The sequence below is a fragment of the Heliomicrobium undosum genome (assembly GCF_009877425.1).
Lineage (GTDB): Bacteria > Bacillota > Desulfitobacteriia > Heliobacteriales > Heliobacteriaceae > Heliomicrobium > Heliomicrobium undosum.
Window position 1 is genome coordinate 23,380 of the sequence record NZ_WXEY01000020.1, and the last position, 25,320, is coordinate 48,699.

General features: G+C 59.8%; 24 protein-coding genes. 11 read left to right on the forward strand and 13 right to left on the reverse strand.

The features are described from left to right. Window positions 1–29 precede the first annotated feature (29 nt). From polX to infC, 10 genes are all read right to left on the reverse strand, one after another. Window positions 30–1,799 (reverse strand): DNA polymerase/3'-5' exonuclease PolX, encoded by a 1,770-nt coding sequence (polX, locus tag GTO91_RS14080; RefSeq protein ID WP_161259371.1) that lies wholly within the window; start codon window positions 1,797–1,799, stop codon window positions 30–32. Window positions 1,800–1,881: 82 nt separating this feature from the next. Next, window positions 1,882–2,205 carry a cell division protein ZapA gene (locus tag GTO91_RS14085; protein WP_235919609.1) on the reverse strand — a complete coding sequence of 108 codons (324 nt, stop codon included), beginning with the start codon at window positions 2,203–2,205 and terminating at the stop codon, window positions 1,882–1,884. 132 nt (window positions 2,206–2,337) lie between these two features. Then, window positions 2,338–4,797 carry a phenylalanine--tRNA ligase subunit beta gene (gene pheT / locus GTO91_RS14090; protein WP_161259372.1) on the reverse strand — a complete coding sequence of 820 codons (2,460 nt, stop codon included), beginning with the start codon at window positions 4,795–4,797 and terminating at the stop codon, window positions 2,338–2,340. A 323-nt stretch (window positions 4,798–5,120) separates the two neighbouring features. Further along, entirely contained in the window at window positions 5,121–6,143 is a 1,023-nt protein-coding gene (gene pheS / locus GTO91_RS14095) for a phenylalanine--tRNA ligase subunit alpha (RefSeq protein ID WP_161259373.1), read from the reverse strand. 503 nt (window positions 6,144–6,646) lie between these two features. Then, on the reverse strand, window positions 6,647–7,462 hold the full coding sequence (locus tag GTO91_RS14100) for a TrmH family RNA methyltransferase (RefSeq protein ID WP_161259374.1): 816 nt from the start codon (window positions 7,460–7,462) through the stop codon (window positions 6,647–6,649). Continuing rightward, complete coding sequence (locus GTO91_RS14105) at window positions 7,462–8,133, reverse strand: potassium channel family protein (RefSeq protein WP_161259375.1); 672 nt, start codon at window positions 8,131–8,133, stop codon at window positions 7,462–7,464. Before GTO91_RS14105 ends, GTO91_RS14100 begins: the two co-directional genes overlap by 1 nt. A gap of 10 nt (window positions 8,134–8,143) precedes the next feature. Continuing rightward, window positions 8,144–9,523, reverse strand: a complete 1,380-nt coding sequence (locus GTO91_RS14110) for a TrkH family potassium uptake protein (protein WP_207709032.1) — start codon at window positions 9,521–9,523, stop codon at window positions 8,144–8,146. Between the two features lie 139 nt (window positions 9,524–9,662). Further along, window positions 9,663–10,022: a 50S ribosomal protein L20 gene (rplT, locus tag GTO91_RS14115; RefSeq protein WP_161259376.1), complete on the reverse strand. Its 360-nt coding sequence runs from the start codon at window positions 10,020–10,022 to the stop codon at window positions 9,663–9,665. Window positions 10,023–10,083: 61 nt separating this feature from the next. Next, window positions 10,084–10,281: a 50S ribosomal protein L35 gene (gene rpmI, locus GTO91_RS14120; RefSeq protein WP_161259377.1), complete on the reverse strand. Its 198-nt coding sequence runs from the start codon at window positions 10,279–10,281 to the stop codon at window positions 10,084–10,086. A 35-nt stretch (window positions 10,282–10,316) separates the two neighbouring features. Continuing rightward, on the reverse strand, window positions 10,317–10,916 hold the full coding sequence (gene infC, locus GTO91_RS14125; protein ID WP_161259405.1) for a translation initiation factor IF-3: 600 nt from the start codon (window positions 10,914–10,916) through the stop codon (window positions 10,317–10,319). A gap of 388 nt (window positions 10,917–11,304) precedes the next feature. On the opposite strand from infC, the gene GTO91_RS14130 reads away from it, so the two are divergent. From GTO91_RS14130 to GTO91_RS14170, 9 genes are all read left to right on the forward strand, one after another. Then, a complete protein-coding gene (locus tag GTO91_RS14130; RefSeq protein ID WP_328793816.1) occupies window positions 11,305–12,432 on the forward strand; it encodes a 3-dehydroquinate synthase II in 1,128 nt (375 codons plus the stop codon). A 15-nt stretch (window positions 12,433–12,447) separates the two neighbouring features. Next, window positions 12,448–13,251, forward strand: coding sequence for a 2-amino-3,7-dideoxy-D-threo-hept-6-ulosonate synthase (locus tag GTO91_RS14135; RefSeq protein WP_161259378.1), 804 nt, complete (start codon window positions 12,448–12,450; stop codon window positions 13,249–13,251). Window positions 13,252–13,280: 29 nt separating this feature from the next. Beyond that, window positions 13,281–13,949: a tetratricopeptide repeat protein gene (locus GTO91_RS14140; protein WP_161259379.1), complete on the forward strand. Its 669-nt coding sequence runs from the start codon at window positions 13,281–13,283 to the stop codon at window positions 13,947–13,949. A gap of 20 nt (window positions 13,950–13,969) precedes the next feature. Next, window positions 13,970–15,217: a tetratricopeptide repeat protein gene (locus tag GTO91_RS14145; RefSeq protein ID WP_161259380.1), complete on the forward strand. Its 1,248-nt coding sequence runs from the start codon at window positions 13,970–13,972 to the stop codon at window positions 15,215–15,217. Beyond that, window positions 15,214–16,551, forward strand: a complete 1,338-nt coding sequence (locus tag GTO91_RS14150; RefSeq protein ID WP_161259381.1) for a phenylacetate--CoA ligase family protein — start codon at window positions 15,214–15,216, stop codon at window positions 16,549–16,551. Before GTO91_RS14145 ends, GTO91_RS14150 begins: the two co-directional genes overlap by 4 nt. After that, window positions 16,548–17,327 (forward strand): amidohydrolase family protein, encoded by a 780-nt coding sequence (locus tag GTO91_RS14155; RefSeq protein WP_161259382.1) that lies wholly within the window; start codon window positions 16,548–16,550, stop codon window positions 17,325–17,327. The genes GTO91_RS14150 and GTO91_RS14155 overlap by 4 nt, the downstream gene beginning before the upstream one ends. Continuing rightward, window positions 17,324–18,580 carry a phenylacetate--CoA ligase family protein gene (locus GTO91_RS14160; RefSeq protein ID WP_161259383.1) on the forward strand — a complete coding sequence of 419 codons (1,257 nt, stop codon included), beginning with the start codon at window positions 17,324–17,326 and terminating at the stop codon, window positions 18,578–18,580. Before GTO91_RS14155 ends, GTO91_RS14160 begins: the two co-directional genes overlap by 4 nt. Window positions 18,581–18,696: 116 nt before the next feature. After that, a complete protein-coding gene (locus GTO91_RS14165; RefSeq protein WP_161259384.1) occupies window positions 18,697–19,050 on the forward strand; it encodes a hypothetical protein in 354 nt (117 codons plus the stop codon). 32 nt (window positions 19,051–19,082) lie between these two features. After that, on the forward strand, window positions 19,083–19,256 hold the full coding sequence (locus tag GTO91_RS14170) for a hypothetical protein (RefSeq protein WP_161259385.1): 174 nt from the start codon (window positions 19,083–19,085) through the stop codon (window positions 19,254–19,256). 134 nt (window positions 19,257–19,390) lie between these two features. Here GTO91_RS14170 and thrS read toward each other — a convergent pair whose 3' ends face one another. Next, a complete protein-coding gene (gene thrS, locus GTO91_RS14175) occupies window positions 19,391–21,322 on the reverse strand; it encodes a threonine--tRNA ligase (RefSeq protein WP_161259407.1) in 1,932 nt (643 codons plus the stop codon). A gap of 155 nt (window positions 21,323–21,477) precedes the next feature. After that, a complete protein-coding gene (gene ytxC, locus GTO91_RS14180) occupies window positions 21,478–22,404 on the reverse strand; it encodes a putative sporulation protein YtxC (RefSeq protein WP_161259386.1) in 927 nt (308 codons plus the stop codon). Window positions 22,405–22,507: 103 nt separating this feature from the next. Between ytxC and GTO91_RS18710 the strand changes: the two genes are divergently transcribed. Then, entirely contained in the window at window positions 22,508–23,059 is a 552-nt protein-coding gene (locus GTO91_RS18710; protein ID WP_161259387.1) for a GerD family protein, read from the forward strand. A gap of 237 nt (window positions 23,060–23,296) precedes the next feature. Beyond that, window positions 23,297–23,776 carry a ribonuclease H-like YkuK family protein gene (locus GTO91_RS14190; protein ID WP_161259388.1) on the forward strand — a complete coding sequence of 160 codons (480 nt, stop codon included), beginning with the start codon at window positions 23,297–23,299 and terminating at the stop codon, window positions 23,774–23,776. 4 nt (window positions 23,777–23,780) lie between these two features. Here the strand turns inward: GTO91_RS14190 and GTO91_RS14195 are convergent, their stop codons facing one another. After that, the gene (locus GTO91_RS14195; protein ID WP_161259389.1) at window positions 23,781–25,211 is read right to left on the reverse strand and encodes a GTP pyrophosphokinase; all 1,431 of its coding nucleotides are present in this window, start codon (window positions 25,209–25,211) and stop codon (window positions 23,781–23,783) included. Window positions 25,212–25,320: the final 109 nt, after the last annotated feature.

Sequence of the window (25,320 nt, forward strand, 5' to 3'; positions counted from 1 at the left end):
TCATCCTCCTGTATCTATTTCGGATACCCCTACCCTTTCGGCCTGGCTAAAATCTTTTTGACCTCCGCCAGGGGCTTCGTGTTCAGGATATCGTCCTTCTCCAAACCGGCCCGCCGGGCGTTGGCGACGCCGTAGGCCATCTCACTCAAACGGGCGCGGTCGTGGGCGTCCGTATTGATGGCGATCATGACGCCCCGCTCCTTGGCGAGGCGGGCATGAGGCGCCGACAGATCGAGCCGGTCTGGTGATGAGTTGATCTCCAGGATCGTCCCGGTCTTTGCCGCCAGATCCAGGAGCCAGTCGATGTCCACGTCATAGGGTTCCCGTGTGCCGATCAGCCGGCCTGTGGGATGGCCGATGATGTCCACATGGGGATTTTTCAGGGCTGCCTCCAGCCGGGTATGAACCTTGTGCCGCTCCTGACGCAAGCCCGTGTGCACAGAGGCAATGACCACGTCCATCTCTCTCAGTATGTCATCGGCGTAATCGAGGCGGCCGTCGCCGAGGATATCCATCTCGATCCCGGAAAAGAGGGTAAAGTCCTTCTCGCGCGCGGCCAGTTGGCGGATGGTCCGATGCTGTTCCCGCAGCTTCGATTCCGAAAGCCCCCTGGCGACCGCCAGGGACTGGGAATGATCGGTGATGGCCATGTAGGCGTAACCCCGGCTCCGGCCGGCCGAGACCATCTCCTCCAGTGAGGATACGCCGTCGCTCCAGTTGGTATGAATATGAAAGTCGCCGAGGATGTCACCCAACTCCACCAAATCGGGGAGTTCTCCCGCTTCGGCCTGGGCAACCTCCTTCCCCGTTTCCCGCAGTTCCGGAGGGATCCAAGGAAGATGGAGCTTCTCGTAAAAGACCTCCTCCGCCTCCTGGGTGGAGATGAACCGGCGCCAGTCGCCCTCATCGGATTCTGCCGCAGCCCGGCATTCAGTAGAAGACCCCTGCTGCCCTCCGGCCACACCGTTCGACGCTTTGGCCGGACGGGCGCCCCGGCTTTGCAAGGCCGCCCAGTGCTGCGCCGTTCCCGTCGTTTCGACCCACCGGGCGATAAAATCGGACTCGCCGGTGACTTCGATGCGAACCGGCAGGCCGAACGCGAAGGCGAAGCGGACGAATGTTTCATCTTCAGCGAGTTGTTTCGCCGCCATCGGGTGTTTTTTCACCAAATCCAGGATTGCCGCCGGTTCTTGCGACGCCGCCAGCAGGTGGATCTCTTCGACCATCTCCTGGCTGCGGCGCAGGTCGCCGGTGATCTCGGCGCGGCTCACCTCGGGGAGATTTTGTAGGAATCGGAGCAACTCCTCGGCCAGCGGACGGGCCACACCCAGTCCGAATTTTCCCGACCGCCGCCGCAACAACTCGACGCCGCGAATCACCGCCAGTTCCGTTTTGGCGGCGATGCCCGGCAACAGCCGCAACCGGTGTTTGCGGGCCCCCTCTTCCAGTTCCTCCAGCGTCGTATACCCTTCGGCAAAAAAGGTGCGCACCGCCCGCAGCCCGATGCCAGGCAGTTGCAGCATGTCAAGGACACCGGGAGGAACCTTTTCGCGCAGTCGCTGCAATTGGCGGCTCTCACCCGCTTGCAGCAACTCCTCGATCTCTGCGCAAAGCCCCTTGCCGATGCCGTCGATCTTCGCCAGTTGTCCACGGACGGATAGGACAGAGACAGGAGTTTCCAGCCCCTCGATGACCATGGCGCCCTTGCGGATGGCTCTCACCTTGAAGGGGTTTTCCCCCAGAATCTCCAACAGGTTGGCCATCTCGGCGAGGGCCCAGGCGATTTCCTGGTTATGCACGGCTTTTCCCTCCTTCCGGCTATTGTGCCCAGGCGGCAAGGAAAAAAGCGCCGGACCCCGGCGCTCATCATTTCGATGGTTCTCATTTGGGGGAACTGGAATCCTCCAGGAGTTTGATCAGATCGTCATAGTCCTCCTGCAGCTTCGCCAGGTCATGGGCGAAGTGCAGCGCCGCCATCACGGCCACCTTAGAGACGGACAGGTGGGGCCCTTTGCGGCTGATCTCTGACATCCGCTCGTCGACGGTGGCGGCCAGTTGTCTCATCTGTTGCGACGTCAAGGGACTCCGAATCGTATAGGGTTCTCCGTAAATGTGTACGGTCGTCTTGTGGACTTCTTCAGGCACAGATAGTTCCCCCTCGACAACGACAGCGCTCGACGAATCCTCCAACAAATCCTTCTGCAACGAATCCTTCGACGAATCCTAACTCAGTATGACTCATTCGCGTAAACAATCTCTTTCTAGGTGAGGAATTGATTCCCTCTTCGCTGCCGCTGTCGAAAAAACCTGCTTCCTTCCTTCCGCCACACGGATTATTTACCGGAATCGAGCGCCCAGGCGTTCGGCGAGGGCGGCTTTGATCGACTCGTGGCGGCTGTTCACCTCGTCGTCGGTGAGGGTGCGATCGGGCGCCTGATAGCGGAGGGTATAGGCGAGGCTGCGGTAACCCTGAGCGATCTGATTGCCCTGGTAGACATCAAAGAGGCGCCACCGTTCCAGGATTTCTCCGCCTTTCTCGGCGATGACCGCTTCCACCTGACCGGCCGGAACATCAAGGGGGAGAACCATGGCCATGTCGCGGTCTGTGGAAGGATAACGGGGCAGCGGTGTATAGTCGCCTTTCGCCCGGGCGAGCAGGATCAGCGCCGACAGGTCCAGTTCCATGACGACAGGCCGTCCGGCAAGGTCATAAGCCTCCCTCACATCCGGATGGACCTCGCCGAGGACGCCCAGATGGATCTCCACGCCCTCCCGTTCCACGGTCAGCCGGGCCGAGCGTCCGGGATGGAGGTAGGGAACCTCCCTTTCCCGTTGCCAGGCCACATCATCGATCTTCAGTGTCGCCAGCAGTTTCTCGGCGATCCCTTTCAGGTAATAGAAATCGAGGGCTTTCGGCTTGCCGCTCCAGTGGATCGACGCCTCGCCCATCACCAAAGCGGAAACCTTCCAAGGCTCATCAGGCAATTCCTTTAAGGGCAACGCCCGCGGCAAGAAGGTGGATCCGACCTCGAAGATGGCCAGATCGGCGATGCGGCGGCTGGCGTTGCGGGCAGCCACCTCCAACAAGCCCGGCAGGATCGTCGGGCGGAGAACGCCCTGTTCCTCACTCAATGGGTTTTGCAGCGGCACAACCTGGCGCATTGGGTCTTCCGCCGGCAGTCCGAGCCGATCCAGATGGCGCGGGTTGATGAAGGAGAAGGTGACCACTTCGCGGAGTCCGGCGCCGACGAGTGTGTCGGCGATGCGTTCGCGCACCGTCTGGGGCCAGGTGCGCTGGCCCACGGTCGTCTCTCCTTTCGGCAGGGTCGTCGGGATGCGGTCATAGCCGTAGAGGCGCGCCACCTCTTCCGCCAGGTCATGCTCCCCTTGCAGGTCGGGCCGGTAGGTCGGCGCGATCAGAATCCCTGAACGCTTCTCGCCTTCACCGGCGTCGCCGATCCATTTGACAGGGAACTGGAGCCGTTGGAAGATAGCATCCATGTCGTCGCCGGTCAATGTAGTGCCCAAAAGGGCGTTGATTCGATCGACGGAAAAGGGGATCTCTAAGGGAGCGACCTTCCGGAGGTAATTATCGACATGGCCGGGAACCACATCGGCCACATTCAGGTCAGCCACCAGTTGAGCGGCCCGGTTCATGGCCAGGGTCACCGTGTCGATGTTGACGCCCTTTTCGAAGCGCTGGGACGCCTCGGAACGCAAACCGAGCTGGCGGGCGGTGCGGCGGATGTTGGCCGGGTGAAAATGGGCCGCTTCGAGCAGGACGGTCGTTGTGCCGGCGGAGATCTCGCTGTTCAGCCCGCCCATGACGCCGGCCAGGCCGACAGCCTTCTCCGGATCGGCGATGACCAGGTTTTCAAGGTTCAATTCCCGTTCCTGCCCGTCCAGGGTGACCAGTTTTTCACCGGCCCGGGCGCGCCGGACGATGATATGGCCGTCCTTGATCGTGCCGTAGTCGAAGGCGTGCAGGGGATGGCCCAGTTCCAGCATGACATAGTTGGTGATGTCGACGATGTTGTTGATGGGGCGCATGCCGGCGGCCTGCAAGCGTCGTTGCATCCATGCCGGCGACGGGCCGGGGCGCAGGTTGGTGAAGAGGCGGGCGGCGTAGCGGCCGCAGAGGTCGCCGTCTTCGATGGTGACCTTCACCCGTTCCTCGGCGCGGCCCTCGGCCTTTTCAGAGACGGTCACCTCGGGCAGGCGCAGGCCGGCGCCGGTGATGGCCGCCACCTCGCGGGCCACGTTGATCACCGCCAAGCAGTCGGCCCGGTTGGGCGTAAGTTCCAGTTCCAGCACGGGGTCGTCAAGGCCGAGGGCGGCAGACGCCGGTTGGCCTGTTGCCGCATCGTCGCTGAGGATGAGGATGCCTTCCCGGTCTTCCGGGGCGATTGTCTTCTCCTCAAGGCCCAGTTCCTCGGCAGAGCAGAGCATACCCGACGACGGGATGCCTCGCAGGACCGACTCTTCGATCTTCACGCCGTTGGGCAGAAGCGCCCCCGGCAATGCGACAGGCACTTTCTGTCCAACGCGGACATTCTGGGCGCCGGTGACGATCGTGCGCGAGCCCTCACCGGTGTCGACGGAGCAGATCCAGAGGCGGTCCGCCTCCGGGTGTTTCGTCATTTCCACGATCTTGCCGACGACGACCTTGTTGAGCCCCTTCTCCCGGCGCAGCACGTTTTCCACGGCGATGCCGGAGCGGGTCATCTTCTCGCCTAGTTCGGCGGCTTCCAGGCCGGCGGTGACGTAGTCGCCGAGCCAGTCTATCGATACGCGCATTCGTTTCCACCTCGTATGGTTTCTTCGATCTTAGCCTGTTCTGTTAAATGAAATCCTCGGTAAGCGGGGGGTGGACAGGCTACGTTCGCTAAGAGCTTCGCGGCGGCTCGCTTCGTTGCTACGCTAGCGCGCCAAACGTCTCGGGTCTTTCTGCATGTCATGGCGCGCTTTAACGCTTCGCAACTGCGCTCGCTTTTTCGCCGCTCCGCTCAAAACGCTCACTGCGCCAGTCCACCCCCAGCTTTTCGGTTGGGGTTGCACCCTAAAAAGGGTTCAATGCTAAAAGGTTCGTTGGAAGGGTCACTATCCAGAAGTGTCAGTTCCTAGAACTGCGCCAGGAACCGCATGTCGTTCTCGTACAAGAGACGCATATCGTCGATGCCGTACTTGAGCATGGCGATCCGTTCGACGCCCATGCCAAAGGCGAAGCCGGTCACTTCCTGGGGGTTGTAGCCGCCGTATTCGAGGACGCGGGGGTGGACCATGCCGGAGCCGAGGATCTCGAGCCAACCGGAGCCCTTGCAGACGCGGCAGCCGCCGCCGCCGCAGATGACGCAGGAGATGTCCACCTCGGCACTCGGTTCGGTGAAGGGGAAGAAGGAGGGACGGAGGCGGATCTCCCGATCTGGGCCGAACATCTGGCGGGCGAAGGTGAGCAGCGTTCCCCTGAGGTCGCCGAAGGTGATCGCCTTGTCGACGACCAGCCCCTCTACCTGGTGGAACATGGGCGAGTGGGTGGCGTCATCGTCGCGGCGGAAGACGCGGCCGGGGCAGATCACCTTGACCGGAAGTTGCGGGCGGATGCGCTCCATCGCCCGGATCTGCACCGGCGACGTGTGAGTGCGCAGCAGGATGTCGGGGGTGATATAAAAGGAATCCTGCATGTCCCGGGCCGGATGGTCCTGGGGCAGGTTGAGGGCTTCGAAGTTGTAGTAGTCCAGTTCCACTTCCGGTCCCTCAGCGATCTCATAACCCATGCCGAGGAAGATCTGCTTGATCTCGTCGATGACCAGTGTGAGGGGGTGTTTGCCGCCGACGGGCTGCACCCGTCCCGGCAGGGTGATGTCGATGGATTCGCCGGAGAGGCGCGCCTGTTTTTCTCTCTCTTTCAGTTCCCGGCTCTTCTCTTCCAACTTGAACTCCAACTCGGCCCGCACCTCGTTGACGAGGGCGCCCATGAGCGGGCGTTCCTCGGCAGGAAGCGCCCCGAGACCGCGCAGGATTCCTGTCAGCACCCCTTTTTTGCCAAGAATGCGGACACGCCAATCCTGAAGCGCTTCCATCGTTTCGACGCCGCGCAGCGCTTCCGCCGCTTCGCGCCGGATCTGATCCAGTTGTTCACGCATCGTCAAGACCTCCTGATTTGCCCGATTCGAAAAGAAAATAAAAAAACTCCCGATCCCCAAGGGGACGGAAGTTGTTTCCGCGGTACCACCCCGCTAGGCTGCCCAAAGGGCAACCCACTCGGCCGACTGATTCGTCGTTCCCCGGTAACGGAGGGAAACCGTCTAGACCTACCCACCTGCGAAGCCGGCGTGTTCTCAGGGAACGCTATCGCCCCTCGATCACCGATCATCTCCCAGGCTTCAGCCCGAAGCTCCCGGGCGAATTTCCTCCACTCCGCTTCAACGTCGCTTCCAGTCCATGGCGACCGTCTCCCTGGCAAGCGGGATGAGGAGTACTTCTCCCGTTCAACGCCCTATCGTTTTATTGCACCAGTAACCGCCGGTAGATCATATACGCTGCAACGGAACCTGTCACTTCGAAGATACGCCAGAAAAAGTCAGCGGAAAACACCGACGACCACAACCTTTCTGCGTTCCAGGGTCCACCAGCTAGGGAAATTATATCATAGCCCCCTAGTCGAAGCAACCGAGCGATGGCGGGCGGCTTCGAAAAGGAGCACGGCGGCGGCGACAGCAGCGTTGAGCGATTCGACAGGCGGCGTTAGGGGGATGCGCACCCGCAGTTGGGCCAGGTCCCCCCAGAAAGGTTGGGGTCCGTGGGCCTCGCTTCCAATGACGATGGCGATGCTTCCCCGAGCCCAGGGCGCCTCAAAATAAGGAACGCCGTCGCGGGCGTCGGCTACGGCGAGGGCGATGTCTCGCTCCCGCAGGGAGACGGCAAGCCCTTCGGCCGAGGGAACCGTCGCCACAGGCAGGCGGAAGAGGGCGCCCATGGTCCCCCGGATCACCTTCGGACCGTAAGGGTCGACCGTTCCCGGCGTGAGCAAGACGCCGGTCACACCAGCCGCCTCGGCGGTGCGGATGATCGTTCCCAGGTTCCCGGGATCCTGTACGCCATCGACGATCAGCAAGAACGGCTCGGGCGCGGCGATGATCGCCTCCCAGTCGGCCGGCGTTAGGTTGGCGACGGCGACGATCCCCTGACTCTGTTCCGTCTCCGTGATCGTTCCCAGCGCGCGATCATCGACCTCCAGGCAGTCGACACCGTTCCCAGCCAACCTGTCGAGCAATCGTCGTCCCCGAGGCTGAGCCGACACGCGGGCCGTATAGAGGCAATAAGCGAGGGAAATGGCTGAGGCGGTTGCCTCTTCAACGAGGCGCACCCCTTCGATCAGGTACTTGCCGGTGACGCCACGCTCCTTTTTGCGGGACAGGGAGCGGGCCTCCTTCACATGCTGGTTGTCCGGAGAGGTGATCATCAAAAGGCCTCCCCTTCAAAGCGGTTCAGGTCATCATTGGAACCGACGGCGACGAGGATGTCGCCTTTTTCGATCAGCGTATCGGCGCCAGGTGACGCCATCACATCGTCGCCCTTGCGGATGGCGATGACGGTGATGCCGTAACGGGCGCGGAGATCGGCCTTGCCGAGTGTCTGTCCGACAAACCGCTCGGGAGAACGAATTTCAACCAGCGAATGGACAGGCGAGAGTTCCAGGTAGTCCATCACCGTCGATGTGACCAGCGCATGGGCCACGCGGACGCCCATATCCCGCTCAGGGTAGACGACCTGGTCGGCGCCCACCTTGGTCAATACCTTGCCATGCAGATCGTTCTGAGCTTTGGCCACCACATGGCGAACACCCATGTCCTTGAGAATGACCGTGACCAGGATGTTCGCTTGCACATCCGAGCCGATGGCGACGATGACGGTGTCGAAGTTGCGGATGCCGAGCTTTTTCAGCGTCTCTTCATCCTCAGCGTCCGCCTGCACGGCATGGGTGACAGAGTCTGCCACCTCGTTGATCCGTTCTTCTGAACTGTCGATGGCCAGCACCTCGTAGCCCATGCGAGAGAGCGTTTTGGCGACACTCGTGCCGAAGCGTCCCAAGCCGATGACGGCAAACAGTTTTTGTGTTTTCACTTTGGCCATGGCTGTCTCCCTACCCCACCATGATTTTTTCTTCCGGGTAACGCAGTTTCGCTAGGACATTGTTGCTGAGCGCGACGGCCAGTGTGAGCGGTCCCAGCCGGCCAACGAACATGGTTAAGGCGATGAGTACCCTGCCGAAGTCGCTCAGGTTCGGTGTGATCCCCATGGTCAGCCCCACCGTGCCGAAGGATGACGTGGCTTCGAAGAGCAACGCCAGAAAATCAGCGTCTTCCGTGATCGTCAGCATCATCGTCACGGTAATGACAAGCAGAACAGCCATCACCGTAATCCCGACGGCCTTGTAGATGGTGTCCGGCGGAATTCTCCGCTCGAAGAAGCCCACATCGATCTTCCCTTTGCGCATGCTCCACACGGCGGCCAGCAGCGCCGCCAATGTGGTTGTTTTGATGCCCCCGCCGGTGGAACCCGGTGAGGCACCGATAAACATGAGGATGATCATGAGAAACTGTGTCGCTGGTTTGAGGTCGGCGATGCCTACGGTGTTGTAACCGGCAGTCCGGGGCGTCACACCCTGGAAGTAGGCGGCCAGCAGTTTGCCGTCCCAGCCCAGGGCGCCGAGCGTCTTCGGGTTGTTGAATTCGAGAAAGAAGACGGCCAGGGCGGCCAAGAGGATGAGCACAACCGTCATCGTCCAGACCAGCTTGGTGTGAAGGCTGAACCGCTTGATCTCCCGGTAGCGAAAGGTCTCGGCAATGACGGTGAACCCCAAGCCGCCGATGATGATCAGCGCAGAGATCGTCAGGGTGACGATCGGATCGTCCACATAGCCGGTGATGCCGCGAAAGCCGCCGAAGAGATCGAAGCCGGCGTTGCAGAAGGCGGAGATGGCGTGAAAAAAGCCGTAATAAATGCCCTTCGCCAGGCCCATCTGAGGAATAAACCGCAACGAGAGGATGACCCCGCCGATCCCTTCGATGAGAAAGGTGGCCAGCAAGACGTGGCGGGCCAACCGGACAACGCCCTGAACAGAGAGGCTGTTCAACGCCTCCTGCATGAGCAACCGTTCCTTCAGGTTGATCCGCTTGCCCATCAATAAGTAGATCAAGGTTGCCATGGTCATAAAGCCCAACCCGCCCACCTGGATCAGGGTGATGATGATCAACTGCCCTAAGAGCGAGTAATTGTCATGGGTATCGACGACGACAAGTCCTGTCACGCATACAGCCGATGTGGCGGTAAAGAGGGCGTCCAGGAAGCGCGTTCCCAGACCGCTCCGCGACGCCGCAGGCGTGCTCAGCAGGAATCCCCCGATCAGAATGATCAGAGCGAAGCCGGCGACGAGCACCCTCGCCGGCGAAAGTCCGTAATTGGGCCGCTTCCCCTGCACATAGGGGGCGAAAATGGGTCTGGGCGGTTCATATCTTTGCATGGATGAACAGTCCGTCTCCCGTCTCAATTTGGTTCCGTTACCGGGGTCTTTTGCCGAGATTGCCGATCACCTTACGAGTTTTCCCAGAAAAACAGACATGACCCCGCGGCCATGTCTGTTTTTGAGACTCGATTTGATTTTAGGCGTTCACTTTCGCCTTGGCCACATCGACGAGCTTGGCGAAGGCCGGCAGATCGTTGACAGCCAGGTCAGCGAGCATCTTGCGGTTGACGGCGACGCCGGCTTGCTTCAGGCCGTTCATCATGACGCTGTAAGAGATGCCGTTCATCCGGGCGGCAGCGTTGATCCGGGTGATCCAGATCTTGCGGAAGTCGCCTTTCTTCTTCTTGCGGTGGGCATAGGCGTAAGAGAGCGCCTTCATCACCGCCTGGTGGGCGGTGCGGAAAAGCTTGGAATGGGCGTTGCGGTAGCCGCGAGCGAGTTTAAGGATTTTTTTATGTCGTTTACGGGACATGGGACCCGTCTTGACGCGAGCCATACGAAGACCTCCTGTGCTGCCTGAGGCGTATTTTCAATAGAGAAAGAACCGGCTGGCCGGCTTAGAGATAGGGAAGCAGTTCCTTCAGCTTCGGCGTGTCTTCCTTGGCGACGACAGAGGTGCCGCGGAGCTGGCGCTTGCGCTTGGCCGACTTCTTCTCCAGGATGTGACGGGTGAAGGCGTTTTTGGCTTTGAATTTGCCGGAGGCGGTTTTCTTGAACCGTTTGGCCGCCCCGCGGTGGGTTTTCATTTTCGGCATGTCGTTCAACTCCTCAATAGCGAGTAAAGGGGCGATTATTCAGCGGCATCTCCGGTGACCGGGGCTTCCGCTTTCTCAGCCGTTTTGGCATCCCGAGGCTTCTCGGCGCGAGGTTCCCGCTGGGTCTCGGCTTTCGGCGTCAGGATCATGATCATATTGCGGCCTTCCACCTTGGCGTCGCGTTCCACGTTGGAAATCGGCCGACAAACCTCAGCCAGACGGACACACAACTGCCGTCCCAACTCGGGGTGGGTGATCTCACGTCCACGGAACATGATCGTGACCTTGACCTTGTCGCCGTCCTCCAGGAAGCGGATGGCGTTGCGGGCCTTCGTGTCAAAATCATGGTCCTCGATGTTCGGCCGCAGTTTAACCTCTTTGATACTGACAATTTTTTGTTTTTTGCGAGCTTCCCGTTCCCGTTTGCTCTGCTCAAACTTATACTTGCCGTAGTCCATGATCCGGCATACGGGAGGCTTGGCCGTCGGCGCAACCTCCACCAGATCGAGGCTGCTCTCCTGGGCGATGCGCAGGGCGTCACGGATATTCAGGATACCCAGTTGCTCCCCTTCGGTGCCCACCAAGCGAACTTCTCGGACGCGGATTTCCTCGTTGATGCGCAGGTCCTTGCTGATAAATGTTCACCCCCTGATTTCTTCAAACGAAACAAACAAAAAATGCGGGGTCTTCCACCCGCATGCTTCTCCCATTGCACAACGCAATCAGTTCGGCGAAGGCCGATCCCGTATCGCGCGGCTATGACAGATGAACCCAGTTTGCAGTCTTTCGCGCCTGGGTGAGAAGCGGATGGCTTCTGCTTGTTTGTCGTTCCGCTGGTTACTATAGCATGACACATGCGACATGTCAAGGGAATTGGCAAATTCTATGACTCCACCGCGGTAGCGGCGGGTTTTTTTGTTATGGCGTCCCTTTTTCCGTAACGCCATAATTTTCCAGGGAATAGACTTCAAATAGCTGGGAGATTTCTCGGCAGAGGCATTCAAGGATATGGAGTTGGTGTTCGTGGCTAGTGGGATTGGAACTGGCGCCGTTACGCGGGAGGTCTGGTTTGACGGACGCCTTGTGCCTCTAGAGCGCAGAGACATCTGGGGGTTGATCGACAACTCCCCCGTTCAACACGTCGTCGTCACGCCGGCGCAACGGCGGGATGGGCATTTCCCGCTCAAAACCGTTCTGATTACGGAGATTAAGGAATCGGCCGACCTAAACGCCCTGTCTGAAGGGGATATCGTCCTTTCCGGCATTCCTGCGCTGTTGGATGCAGCCCGGGAAAAGGGGTTGCGCACCTGCATCTCTTTCTTCATTGAAGGTGGGCAGGACGACCTGGAGGAAGCCAGCCGCAGGGCAGCCAGCCATGATTACGCGGTCGTCGACTTCGACCTGCCCACAAACATCCCCCTGGAGTTGATCATCGCCCGCCTGCAAAAGAGCAAGACGGTGCTGCTCAAAGCGGAGAAGAGCGTAGAAGCGATGGAGGTCGCTTTCGGCGTCCTGGAACAGGGCAGCGACGGCGTCCTGCTGGCCACGGACGATATGAACGAAATCATCCGGTTGAAGGCCTTTCTGTCTCGCCAGGGCGCCGAGCCGCTGCAACTGCATCCCTTGACAGTGACGGAGGTCAGCCATATCGGGATGGGCTTGCGTTCCTGTATCGATACGACGGGCATCATGACCCGCGATGAAGGGATGATCATCGGCTCCACTTCTTCAGGCGGCATTTTTGTCTGTTCGGAGACACACTACCTGCCCTATATGAACCTGCGGCCCTTCCGGGTGAACGCCGGCGCCGTCCACTCCTACGTCTGGCGTCCCGGGAACGCTACCGACTACCTGACAGACCTGCGGGCCGGCACGCCCGTCCTTTGCGTCAACACCAAAGGGGAGACGCGGCCGATCATCGTCGGCCGGGTGAAGACAGAGGTGCGTCCGCTGCTCCTGATCAAAGGGGTGGCCGATGGCATCGACTTGAACGTGATCGTTCAGGACGACTGGCACATCCGCGTCATGGGCGCCAACGGAGAGCCGCGCAATGCCACCACCGTCCAGCCGGGCGACCAACTCCTGGCCTATGTCTGCGCGCCGGGACGACATGTGGGCATCAAAGTGGATGAAAAGATCATCGAGAGCTAGGAGGCGGCGGCAGCCATGACTGGAAAAGAGATTCGCCTGAACCGGCTCTTCGCGCCGTCCGGACAGTTGCTCGCCGTTCCGCTCGATCACGGCGTCTCTCTCGGTCCCGTCGATGGATTGACAGAGATCCGCCCCATGGTGAAAGCCGTGGCTGACGGGGGCGCTGACGCCGTCATCGTCCACAAGGGGTTGGCCCGACAGATCGCAGGCGTGCTTTCATCAGGACAGTGCGACCTGATCGTTCACTTGTCTGCCTCCACTTCCCTCTCGCCGGAACCGAACCGCAAGGAACTGGTCTCTTCGGTGGAGCATGCCGTGCGGCTCGGCGCGACCGCCGTTTCCGTCCATGTCAACCTCGGCGCCACTTCCGAAAATGCGATGCTCGAAGACCTGGGCCAGGTAGCCGACGCCTGTGAACTCTGGGGCATGCCCCTGTTGGCCATGATGTACGTACGAGACGGCAATCAAGCCAGCGAGTACGACCCGGTAAAAGTCGCCCATGCTGCTCGTGTCGCCGAAGAACTGGGCGCTGACATCGTCAAGGTCAATTACACGGGATCGCCGGAGAGTTTCATGCGGGTAACCGGCGGCGTCCACATCCCTGTCATCATCGCCGGCGGCGCCAAAACGAACACCACCGGCGAACTGCTCAACATGGTCTACGCTGCCCAGCTGGCCGGCAGCCTCGGCATCGCGATCGGGCGAAACATCTTCCTACATGCCCGGCCGCGACAACTGACCGCCGCCATCCGGCGCATCCTCGACGGAGAGGTGGACGCTTTCCAACTGGCGGAACTGGCATCCACTGTTGACGGCTAACACTTCCTACAGACCGGGAGGAATGAACCATGAGTCAACACAAGCCCCCTTCCCAACCGGGTGGTCGCTCCTGGTCGGGTATCACCGTCACTTTTCCGATGAACCCGGCAGCATCGCCGAATTCGCCGGCGGCCGCATCGCTCGTTGAAGAGCCAGTCGAACTCCGGAAGGCGGTTACCCTCCATGACGCCGGCATCGACGGCGACAAGCAGGCCGTTCTGCAAGCCCATGGACTGCTTGTCAAACTTCGTCAGACCAAACCGACCCCTCTGGTGGAGGCCTACTATGGCAGCGTCATCTGCCTCCTGGGCCGCGACGCCGTGGACCCGTCAGAGCGCTTCGCCAAGGCGCTGGAAGGCCTGAAGACATTAGATAAGGTGGTCAGGGCCCATCCCGACCTGGTCCAGGCGCGCATCCTCCGCGGTCAGGTCTGTTTCCGCCTGCCGGAGCAGTTTTTTCACCGCAGCCGCACGGCCATCGAGGACTTCCACTACCTCATCTCCCGCTATGAACAGGACAATCGCCTGTTCGCCGCCGATTTTTACTGGCGCATCCTCTTCCAACTCGGTGTGGCCTATAAGAACGTCCACCTGATGCACGAAGCGAAAGCGGCCTGGACCAAACTGCTCACCCTTGCCAGAGACCCCCAATATCGCACCCTCGTCGAACAGGAGGGTTTTGTTCCCCAATTCGGTTAAACCGGGAGGTTTTTTATCCCATGGCTTCATCGTCTCGTTTTACCGTCCCCCGCGTCAACGCCTGGTCAGGCCTGCGGGAAGAACCCCGGGGTCAGGCGCAACGGATCACCCTCGTGCCGGCGCCCCACCGGCCTGCCTCTGAGGAGGCCATCGTTGAAGGTGTCCATCTGCACAGCCAAGCGGTACGCGGAAATCGGGAGGCCATCCAACAGGCCTTGACCTTTTTCGAACAACTGCGCAACCGGCACCCCGCTGACGACCGTGTCGCCGCCTATTTCGCCGACTGCCAATCTCTCTTAGGAAGCGCCGTCGACGACTCCTACGGCATGTTCAAAAACGCCATCCCGGCGATCAAACTCCTCGACCAGGCCGTGGAAAACCTGCCCAACGATCTGGAGATCCGCCTGTTGCGGGCGTACCAGAGCTTCCGCCTCCATGAGGGCTTCTTCCGGCGCACCTCGACTGCCATCGGAGACTTTGAGGCGATCCTGGCCGCTTATGACGAGGGCCGCTTTGCGTTGCCTCCGGAAAAGCGCAATCAGATCCTCTTCGACCTGGGCTGCGCTTACCAGCGTCTTGGCATGGCAGAACAGGCCGATGAGGTCTGGAACCGCCTCCTTGCCCTTGACGCCGGCGGGGACTATACCGGCGCTGTCGAACGCGCGCGGGGCGACTTCTCGGCTGATCAGGAGGCTGAACTTCTCGCCCTGACAGAAAAAGCGGATCTGATCCGCGAGGGGGCTCGGCTCTTCGAAGCCGGCGCCGCCGGCGACCGGGGGGCCGCCCGCGTTGCCAAGGAACTGCTGAAAAAAGCCCATGAAACTTACCCGGACGATGCCCTCGCCTTGGCCTATTCGGCCTCCGCGACGGCGCTGATCGAAAAAGACGCCGTCGAACCGAACGCCCTCTTCGGCTGCGCCATCCGGACGATGAAAGCCCTGCGAGAGGCGAAGGAAAAGGATCCCGAAAACCCGCGCATCCGCCTGCTGCGGGCCTACCTGGCCTACTCCCTTCCGGAGGCGTTTTTCCATACGGCCCAGACAGCCATCCAGGATTTCCGCTTTGTCCTAGAAGCCTATGAAAAAGATCCGGCGCTGCTGACGAAGGAGGAATACGCGCGCGTGCTCCACCACCTCGGCGAGTGCTACCGCCGTTCCACCAACGAATTCGAAGCGAAAAAGATCTGGGCGCGCTTAGCTGCCGATTGCCCCGACTCCCCCTACTGCGACAGCATCCCCGCTTCGGTTCGAGAAGAGGTGACGCCATGACGCTGGCTTTTGAAGACCGCATCCGGGCGGCCCAAACACCCGACCTGTTCCGCCGCTACTTCCGGGAAGCCTCTGACGCCATGTCACTGGAACGGCTGGCGGCCTATCAGACAGAGGCGCTCAAAGAGATCGTCGCCATCGCCCATGCCAGATCCCCCTTCTATCAGGAGCAGTTCCGCCAGGCCGGCGTCCGACCGGAGGATATACAGGAACTCTCTGACCTTGCCAAACTGCCCTTTACGACAAAAGACGACCTCCGGCAGGATCCCTGGCGCTTCCTCGCCTGTGACAAAGCCGATGTCAGCATCATCCACGTCTCCACGGGAACGACAGGCGGCAAGCAGATCTACGTGCTGCACACCTGGGCCGACTATTACATGCACGACCTGGCGCCGGGGTTCCCCGTTCTCGTGCCTGTCGGACGCGGCGACATGGTGCTCAACGCCCTTCCCTATGAAATGAGCTCCGCCGGTCTGGCCTTCCACAAATCCTTCATCAACAGTTGCGGCGCCACCGTCCTCACCGCCGGCAAAGGCGGCGCCTATTCGACACCGGAAAAGACGGTGCAGATGATCCGCGACCTGCAGCCTAACTGCGCCATTACCGCCCCTTCCTATGCTGTGACACTGCACGAGACGGCCTTGAAAGAAGGTTTCGACCTGAAGAGCCTGCCCTGGAAAAAAATGTGGTTGACCGGCGAAGGCTCTTCCCCGGCCTTCCGGGAACGGGTGGAAAACCTCTGGGGGACGCGGGCCAATATGTACTACGGCACCCTTGAGGGGGGTGTCGTCGGCATCGAATGCGACGAACACCGGGGCTATCATGTCACGGAAAGCCACGTCATCCTGGAGGTTGTGGACCCGAAGACAGGTGAACCGTTGGAGCCGCTTGAGGTCGGCGAGATCGTCGTCACCTGTCTCGCCCGCCGCGACGCGCCCCTGATCCGCTACCGCACCCAGGATCTGGGCTATTTCGACCCTGATCCCTGTCCCTGCGGCGTACCATTGCCCCTCTTGCACCTGCGGGGCCGTCAGGGCGATCAGATCCGGATCAACGGCATCGACTTCTCCCCCTTCTACCTGGAGGAGTTTTTGATGCGCCAGCCCGAGGTGGGCAACTGGTACCAGTTTATCGTCAAAAAGGGAGACAACGACCGGTTGAAGATCTGCACCGAACTGGCCCCGAAGGTGACCGCCACGCCGGAACTGGCCGATAAGCTGTCCAGCAAGATGGAGTACGCCGTCGGCGTTCCCTGTGAGGTTGAGATCGTCGACACCGTTCCCCGCCCCCGCGGCAAGACGGTCCGGGTTGTCCGGGAGGAGGCAACGCCATGATCATCGACGCCCATGCCCACCTGTCTGACACCGAGTACGGCAACAAAGACCTCTATCAGGCTCAGTTGCGGGAAGCCGGCATTGAACGGGCCGTCGTGGTGCCCGGCGGCATGATGGATGTTCGCCGGATGACCGACTACATCACCGGCAGGGCGAAGCCGGAAAAGCCTATCCCTGACAACGCCTATGTTTCCGCCGCCTGCTCCCTTTCCGGCGGGAACATGACCGGCTTTGCCTGCATCGATCCCCACGACCCCAAAGGCCCTGAAACATTGGAAAACCTTCTGAAGGCCGGCTTCCGGGGATTGAAGCTGTCGCCGATGAGCCACCAGTTCTCCTTCGCCAGCAAAGGCATCGCCGAACTGACAGAGATTTGCGGGACCTTCGGCGTCCCTGTTTACACCCATACGGTTTTCAGCCCCGGCGCATCGACGGCTAAGTTTGTCTCCCTTTCCCGCCGCTTTCCCAAGGTGAACTTCATCCTCGGCCATATGGGATTCGGACCAGCCGATCAGGAAGGTTTGGAAGCCGCCGTCGCATACGACAACTTCTTTTTGGAAACATCGACAGGCAGCTTCCTGCACATCAAGGAGTCGGTCCGCCAAGCGGGTCCCTCCAAGGTCATCTTCGGCTCCGAGTTCCCCCTCTCTCACCCGAAAGCGGAACTGTCCAAAATCCTCCTCCTCGGATTGAAAGCCGATGACCTGGACAAGGTGCTCGGCAAAAACATCGCCCAACTCACCGGCATGGTTCCCACCGGGAGCGACGCCCGATGACTCCGGAAGAACGGCTGAAGGCGTTGAACACCGCCTTCAGCCGCTACCGCCAGGCCCCTTTCTTTAAGGACCGTTTGCCGGAAAAACCGCTTGCTTCGTTGGAGGAATTAAAGAGCATCCCCTTCATGACCAAAGAGGATTTGATCCGCCATTCGCCCTTCGGCATGCTCTGCGTGCCCCAAGCCGAGGTCCTGCAATACCATGAATCCTTCGGCACGACGGGAACGCCGGCCTCCACCTGGTTTCACCAGGGCGACCTGCGGGACAACGCCGACCAGGTCAACGCTTGCGGCATTGACTTTCAACCTGACGACACCGTCCTCATTCGCTTTCCTTACGCCATCTCCATGATCGCCCATGCCGTCCACCGGGCAGCCCAGGACCGGGGAGCCGGCGTGATCGCCGCCAGCTCCCGTTCCACCGTCAGCCCCTTTCCCCGGGTTATTGACCTGATGCGCAAACTGCAGGTGACCGTCTTGGCCGGTCTGCCGTTGCAAGCGCTGCTGTTGGCTGAGACGGCGGAGTTGTTGGGGATCCGGCCTGACCGGGACTTTCCCCACCTGCGGGCGCTGCTCCTTGGCGGGGAACCGATCCCCCCCGGCAAGCGGCGCTTATTGGAGGACATCTGGGGCGTCCCTGTCTTCGCGCTCTATGGGATGACCGAAATCGGCACCGCCGGCGCCGCTTGTCGCTACGGGACGCTGCATCCCCTGGAGGATTACTTCATATTCGAAGTCTGGCAAGAGGACCTCGCTCGTGAGACACCGCCCGGTGAAACGGGCGTCCTCGTCGTCACCACGATCACCGACAAAGCCACACCGGTGGTCCGCTATGTCACCCAGGATCGTATCCGCCTGATCCCGGCGCAATGTCCTTGCGGTCACAGCGCCACCCTCGAGATCCGGGGCCGGAACGCCCATACGGTGACCCTCGGTGAGCGGATCCTCGATCTGTGGGATCTTGACGGGCTGGTCGACCGCCTCCCCTGCCGCCGTTTTTGGGTCGCCGGCGTCGAGCCGACGGGGTTGCGCTTCGTCGTTGAGGCAGAACCGCCTGTTGACGGTTTGCCGCCCGGTCTCATCGATGCGCTGGAGCGGGAGTGCGGTTTCCCCGTGACCGTCGATCTCGTGCCCAGGGGAGCGCTATATGACCGCCAGGAACTGCTCAGCGTCGGCATAGTCGGCAAACCCCGCTACATCTATTCGGCGAAGGAGATGTCCGCTGGCGCCTACCTTCGCTCGGCCAAGGTGTGAGCAGAAGAGTGTATATCTTGTGGCAATAATTTCCATATAGAATACCCTGTTAATGGAGTGCTTCAGCTTTTACAACCGGCTTGATGAACTCCAATAACTTCAAAGGAGAGATTTCAGTGGATCCAAAAAAAATGGAAGAAGCAATGAAGCAGATCAGGGAAAAGATGGCGGAAGCCAAACATGCCGAAAACAAGGTGGAAATCGTCGCCGACGCGGTCCGGGATATGATTGTCAACATGGGCATCACCATCCCGGATAAGGCCTTTGACATCATCGGGAAAATCAAAATCCCGGCCAACCCGGCAGCAGCGACTACGGTTACATCGACGAAACCCGCCGTCCCGGCTGCGCCTGTCGCGACGGCAAAACCCGCTGTGCCCACCCTTCCGATCACGGTGACCAAACCGGCAACCCCGGTTCCCCGTTTACGGCGACCAAACCTGCAGTTCCCGCTGCGCCGGTCACTGTAACCAAACCGGCAACGCCAGCCGCTCCGGTTACGGTGCCCAAGGCGCCTGCTCCGACAGTTCCCGTCATCGTTACCCCGGTGCCCGTCCCCCCGCCGCCTGTCGTGACCACGCCTACCTACCATGTGGAAGCCGTCCAGAAGGCCATATCCAAAATCCCAAAGAAAGAAAAAACCTGCCCCAACTGCGGCCACGCCATCACCAAGTAGTTTTTGGGGATGCAAAGGGTCTAACCCGTCAAATCGCAAGCCATTACGCAAATAGTTGTTAATAAAAAAAGGCGACGCATTGTCGCCTTTTCCTTTTTCTAATTTTTTATTGCAAATTGCTGGTTGCCTATTCCTTATTGCTTGTCACAGGCCATATCAGGATTTCTTTTTTGCGCGATTTCCTCAATAATCATCGCCGTAAAGGCGTCGAGCCCCATGGCCCCCTTGTCGCCTTCCCCGCGCTTGCGCACGGCGACGGCCCCATTTTCGGCCTCTTTGTCGCCGACGACGAGCAGGTAGGGGATCTTCTGCACTTGGCCTTCACGGATCTTGTAGCCGATCTTCTCGTTACGGCCATCCACCTCGACACGGACGCCCTGCTTCGCCAGCGCTGACCGCACCGATTCGGCGTACTCATGATGGCGGTCGGTAATGGGCAGCACCCGCGCCTGCACCGGCGCGAGCCAAGTCGGGAAGGCCCCGGCGTAGTGCTCTGTCAGGATGCCGATAAAGCGTTCGATGGAACCGAAGACGACCCGGTGGATCATAACGGGCCGGTGCTTTTGCCCGTCCTCGCCGACGTAGGTCAGATCGAAGCGCTCGGGCATCTGGAAGTCCAGTTGAATGGTGCCGCACTGCCAAGTCCGGCCGATGCAGTCTTTAAGATGAAAGTCGATTTTGGGACCGTAAAAAGCGCCATCGCCAGGGTTGATTTTGAAATCCATCCCCTTGGCTTTAAGGGCCTCTTCGAGGGAGTTAGTGGCCAGTTCCCAGATCTCGTCGCTGCCCATGGCCTTTTCGGGTTTGGTCGACAGCTCCACATGGTAGGCAAAGCCGAAGGTCTTATAAATCCGGTCGATCAACTCAATGACACCGATGATCTCATCTTTGATCTGACCGGGCGTCATGAAGATGTGAGCGTCGTCCTGGGTGAAGCAACGCACCCGCATCAGCCCGTGCAAGGCGCCGGAGATCTCGTGGCGGTGCACCAGACCCAGTTCGCCCATGCGCAGGGGCAGGTCGCGATAGGAGTGGATGGCCTGCTTGTAGACGAGCATGCCGCCGGGGCAGTTCATCGGTTTGACGCAGTAATCCTCTTCGTCGATCTGGGTCACGTACATGTTTTCCCGGTAGTTGGCCCAGTGGCCCGAGCGCTCCCAGAGAGACCGGTTCAGGATGATGGGCGTGCGCACCTCGTGGTAGCCGGCCCGCGCATGCTCTTCCCGCCAAAAATTCTCCAGTTCGTTGCGGATAATCATCCCTTTGGGGAAGAAGAAGGGGAATCCGGGTCCCTCTTCGAGGATCGTATACAACTCCAGTTCCTGGCCGATCCGGCGGTGATCGCGGCGCTTCGCCTCTTCGATGCGGCGCAGGTGCTCGTCCAGTTCGGCTTTTTTCGGAAAGGACGTGCCGTAGATGCGCTGGAGCATTTTATTTTTCTCGCTGCCGCGCCAGTAGGCGCCGGCCAGGTTCATCAACTTGAGGGCCTTGATCTGGCCGGTGGAAGGAAGGTGCGGGCCGGCGCAGAGGTCGACAAAGTCACCCTGGCCGTACATGCTGATGACAGCGTCCTCCGGCAGATCTTTGACCAGTTCAACCTTGTACTGTTCCCCCCGCTCCTCGAAGAAGCGGATGGCCTCTTCCCGACTCACTTCCCGTCGCGTGATGGGATAGTCGGCCTTGACGATGTCAGCCATCTCCTTCTCGATGGCCTCCAGGTCTTCCGGTGTAAACTTGTGTTCCGAGTCAAAGTCATAATAGAAACCGTTTTCGATGGCCGGGCCGATGCCGAGCTTCGTTCCAGGGAATCGCCGCTGGACCGCCTGGGCCAGCAGGTGGGAAGAAGAATGGCGATAGACCTCGCGGCCTTCGGGATCGTCAAAGGTGAAGATCTCCAGTTGCCCGTCCTTTTCGATGGGCGTTGTCAGGCCGACCACCTTGCCATCGAGCTTGCCGGCCACCGCATGCTGGGCCAGCTTGCGGCTTAACGCTTCGGCGACAGCAACGACGGTCGTTCCCTGAGGGAATTCCCGGACAGCCCCGTCTTTCAGGGTCACTTTCACGATATTGCTCAAGATGTGCGTCCTCCTTAAATACAGTGAAGCCTCTCGCCCCATTTCGGGACGAGAGGCGGTGAGTCCGTCTCTTGGCTTCAGTTTAATCGTCGAAGAATGGCTTGTCAACTTTCGGGAACGCTGCTCACCTGCCGATGCCCGGCTCCTTATGTTTGCATCTTCTTCGGCGCCCTCAGCGGTGTGAAAGGCTGGCATTGTTCACAGCCGGGACAGCGGTGCAACCGATCGCCGAAGACAGCCTGGATGGTGCTCAAGGTCTCACTGACTGGCTTCTCCTCCCGTGAGTGAAGGACCACCTGCACCGGCGCCACCGTCACCAGCGCGCTGATCAACAGGTCCTCAAAGCTGATCTCTTCATGTTCCAGGTAGTCACGGCTGAGTCCGTCGACCACCTCGTTGTTGACCGGGTTTCCCCCTTCGTCTAGCAGTTGGAACCCTCCGGGGCGGAGGTAGACATGGACGACCTGAACGCGCGATTCCTGGATCTCCAGAAAGTAGCGCAGCAGGCGGATAAACTCGTTGTATTCCTTTTCCATCATATATTCGTCAACGGCGCTGTCGACGGCGTCAGCGACCGCCTGAAGATAGTCCTGCAAACGGAAGCGAAGAAACCCATCCACATGAATCCGACCGTAATCGACCAGCACCTCCACCAGGCGTTCCAGGATGCGCTGGTTGCGACCGATGCGGTACATGATGTATTCTTTCGACACTTCTTCCTTGCGCTTCAGGATATGGGCTGCTTTGTCGCTAATCTGCCTGCGTTCCTGATCATTAAAATGCGGGTGATCGGCCCGCAGCCGTTTCTGAATCAGTTCCCGTTCCCAAACTTCCAAGATCCACTCCATCAGCACTCTGGCCCCGAACTGTCGCAGGATCAAGGTCATCTCGTCCAAAGATTCCCCCGCAGGGTGATCCTCTAAAAAGCAGGTCAGTTGGTGAACCCCGTTGGACCGTTCCTGACGCATGCTGAGCCGCCAACCTTCCCCCGCCAGCGCCCGGATCTCCTGCGTGAGCCGGTGATTCAGGCCGTCCAGATTGCGGCTCGCCCCGATGGATAAAATGGCTGACAAGGAGTTCACCCCCTTCATGCTGTAGTATATGTGCCGCATTTTCAGAGTATACAGTTTGTGAAATCGGGGGAATAGGCTTTCCTGCATCGAGGGAATCTTAACGGTGACCGTAGAAAGGGGCGAGGGCATGCAGCGATTACTCTGGTTACTGATCATCGCCTTTTTGCTTATCACCGGGATCACCTCCTGTTCCCCCCAGCGCCGCCCGGCGGAAACGCAGTCACCGCAACAGGGGCAACAACAAGGGAAGCAGGGGCAACAGGGACAGCAAGGCAAGGAGAAGCCCGATTATCAGGATATGAAGACGATGATGATCGACATCATCAAGACCGACGAGTACCAGCAACGGCTGGCCCGCATGATCCGCGACCCGGAATTTCAGGCCATGGTGCTCTCTCAGGATCCGAAGTTCCAGAAGACGCTACAAGAGATGCTCCGCGACTCCAAGTTTCAGGAGAACCTGGCCCTGGTCATGAAGGAAAAAGAGGTCCGCAAGTCTATCAAAGAAACCGTCAAGGAAAGCATGGACGATCCGGAGATCAAGAAAAAAATCCAGGCAGCAGCGAAACCCCAGGAGGGTAGCAAAGGCGGCGGCGGTGAAAGCGGCGGCAAGGAGGCCGGTCAGGGCGGCGGCGGGGGCGGCGGCGGAGAGTAACCGTCTCGAGACGCGTCTGCGAGCATACAACTCGAAACCGGCAAAACCATCAGGCATAAGGAAAATCGCCCCCGAATTCAGGTAAAAGAAAGCGAAGATTTCCGTCAAAATAACGGAAACCTTCGCTTTCTTCGCATCCATAAAAACCAACCATTGGGGATAAACTACCACTAGGGGTTATAACTTGACGGCGAGCCCGCCTACGGGTGACGCCAACCGGAAAGGAGGATACCTTGCATGTTGTTTCGGGGACAACAAGGGCTCCTTCCCCTCGAACAGGTGATCCAGGCTTTTCAACGCTTCTCTGGCGAATACCCGGACGCGCGCATGTTCCTCTGGATCGGCACAGACAGCCAGTCCCACGGCAACACCACCCGCGTCGTCACGTCGATCACGGGCTACCGGGAACGCAAAGGCGCCCGTTCCTATCAATATACACAGGTGATCAACCGCCGTCTTCCCCTCGGTGAAAAGTTGGATTTCGAAACCCACATGTCCATCGAGGTGATCGGGAAACTGCGGCAAGCCCTCAACAGTCGCCTGCTCTGTTGGGAACTGGAGCTACATATCGACGGCGGCGAGAACGGGCTCAGCCGCCTGCACCTGCCTCGGGTGGTCGGTTGGGCCGAGAGCCTCGCACCGGTCTATCAATACGCCGTGCGAACGAAACCCTTCGCCGTCGGCGCCACTCGCGTCGCTGATCGCTATTCGAAGTAATATATCAACCGCCCGCGCTGGCCCGCAACGCCCCGCGCATTTCCCGGAGCGTGCCGTCGATCTGCGTGAAAATCCTTTCCAGTTCAAGCTCGTCATACCCGAAAGATTCCGGTTCCACCAGTTCTGGTTCGTGGAATTCGTCCCACTCGATTTCCGGGTAGTGATAGGTGACGGCCAACCGGCCCACAACCCGGTAATTGACCTTGAAGTAAAAGGAGAGGTTTTCCAGTTCCGCGTTTTGGGGGTCCCAGTCGGAAGCAACCTGGACGCTCAGCCCGTCACCCAGTTTGGCCTTCAGCAGGGTGACGGCGCCCACATTCAGGTTTGCCGGGCAGACCGTCAGGTGTTCGCCCATGAGAACGGACGCTTTCTGCAGCCGCGTCAGCAGGGGCGTCTGAATTTTTTCCCCATAAAACTGTTGAAACTTTCGGTTGAGATGGCCTGCCTCCTCCAGTTCCCGTTGCTGGCGGCTGTTCTCTACCGCCGGCGCCAGTTCCCAGCGCAGGATGGGCAGCACCAGCGAGTAACAGACGTTGCATAGCCGGACAGGATCGGAGATCGATTGGACATGATCGATGCGGGGCAGGATGGCCCGCACCTCTTCATGGAGCAGGAAGGGCGCCTTGCAACAGGAACAACGGGCCAGTTCCTGCGGGCGCAGGCTCTGGGGGTGCATCCCGCGACGGCCCAACTGAAAGCTCAATTCGAGGATGGTCATCGTCTCAAAGTGATGGGCAGGGTCAACGGCCAGGCTTTTGGACATGGGGGCTTCCAGGCGTCGCAGGATGCCTGCCAGGTGACGCGCATAGGCGCGGATCTGGTCTGTCTCCAAATCCTTCGAAACGGCCTGGCGCATGACCATCATCTTCTCATCGGCCTTGTTCGTCTCTTCGGCGATCAGCCGCAGGTTTTCGGCGATGTGGGCGGGAACCTCCAGGCCGTATTTATACATCATGGAGTGTTGCAAAACGGCCCAGAAGTGCTGGCCCACTGTCCGCACCTGGATCTCGGCGAAGAGGGAGACAGCGCCGTCAGCCGTGTACATATCGTACTCGACGATTAAGTGATGGCTCCGGTAACCGCTCGGCTTTGCGGAGCGGATAAAGTCCTTTTCATTGACCAGGCGCAGGTCGCGGCGATTTTTGAGAATCGACACCACCCGCGCGATGTCGTCAAGGTGTTGCACGATCACCCGCAAGCCGGCGATGTCTTTTATGTGGTTGTTGATTTCCCCGTTGACGGGCCAACCGTAGCGGCGCGCCTTTTCGATCAGGCTTTTTGCTTTTTTCGTACGGCTCTCGATGAAGAGGATGACGGGCCGCCCGTATTTCGCTTCCAGGGGCGCCCGGAGCGATTCGAGCTTGACGCGCAGTTCCACTTCCATCTGCCGGTACGTGACCAGCATGTTATCCAACTCGGCAACGGATAGTTCCACCGGCAATCACCTCAACAGCCCCCGGCGGCCGATTTGCTTTCTCCGAACAAAACGCTGTCGTACCTACTTTTTATTCGCCAATTCTCATCGTCGTTCCTTCACAAACTCT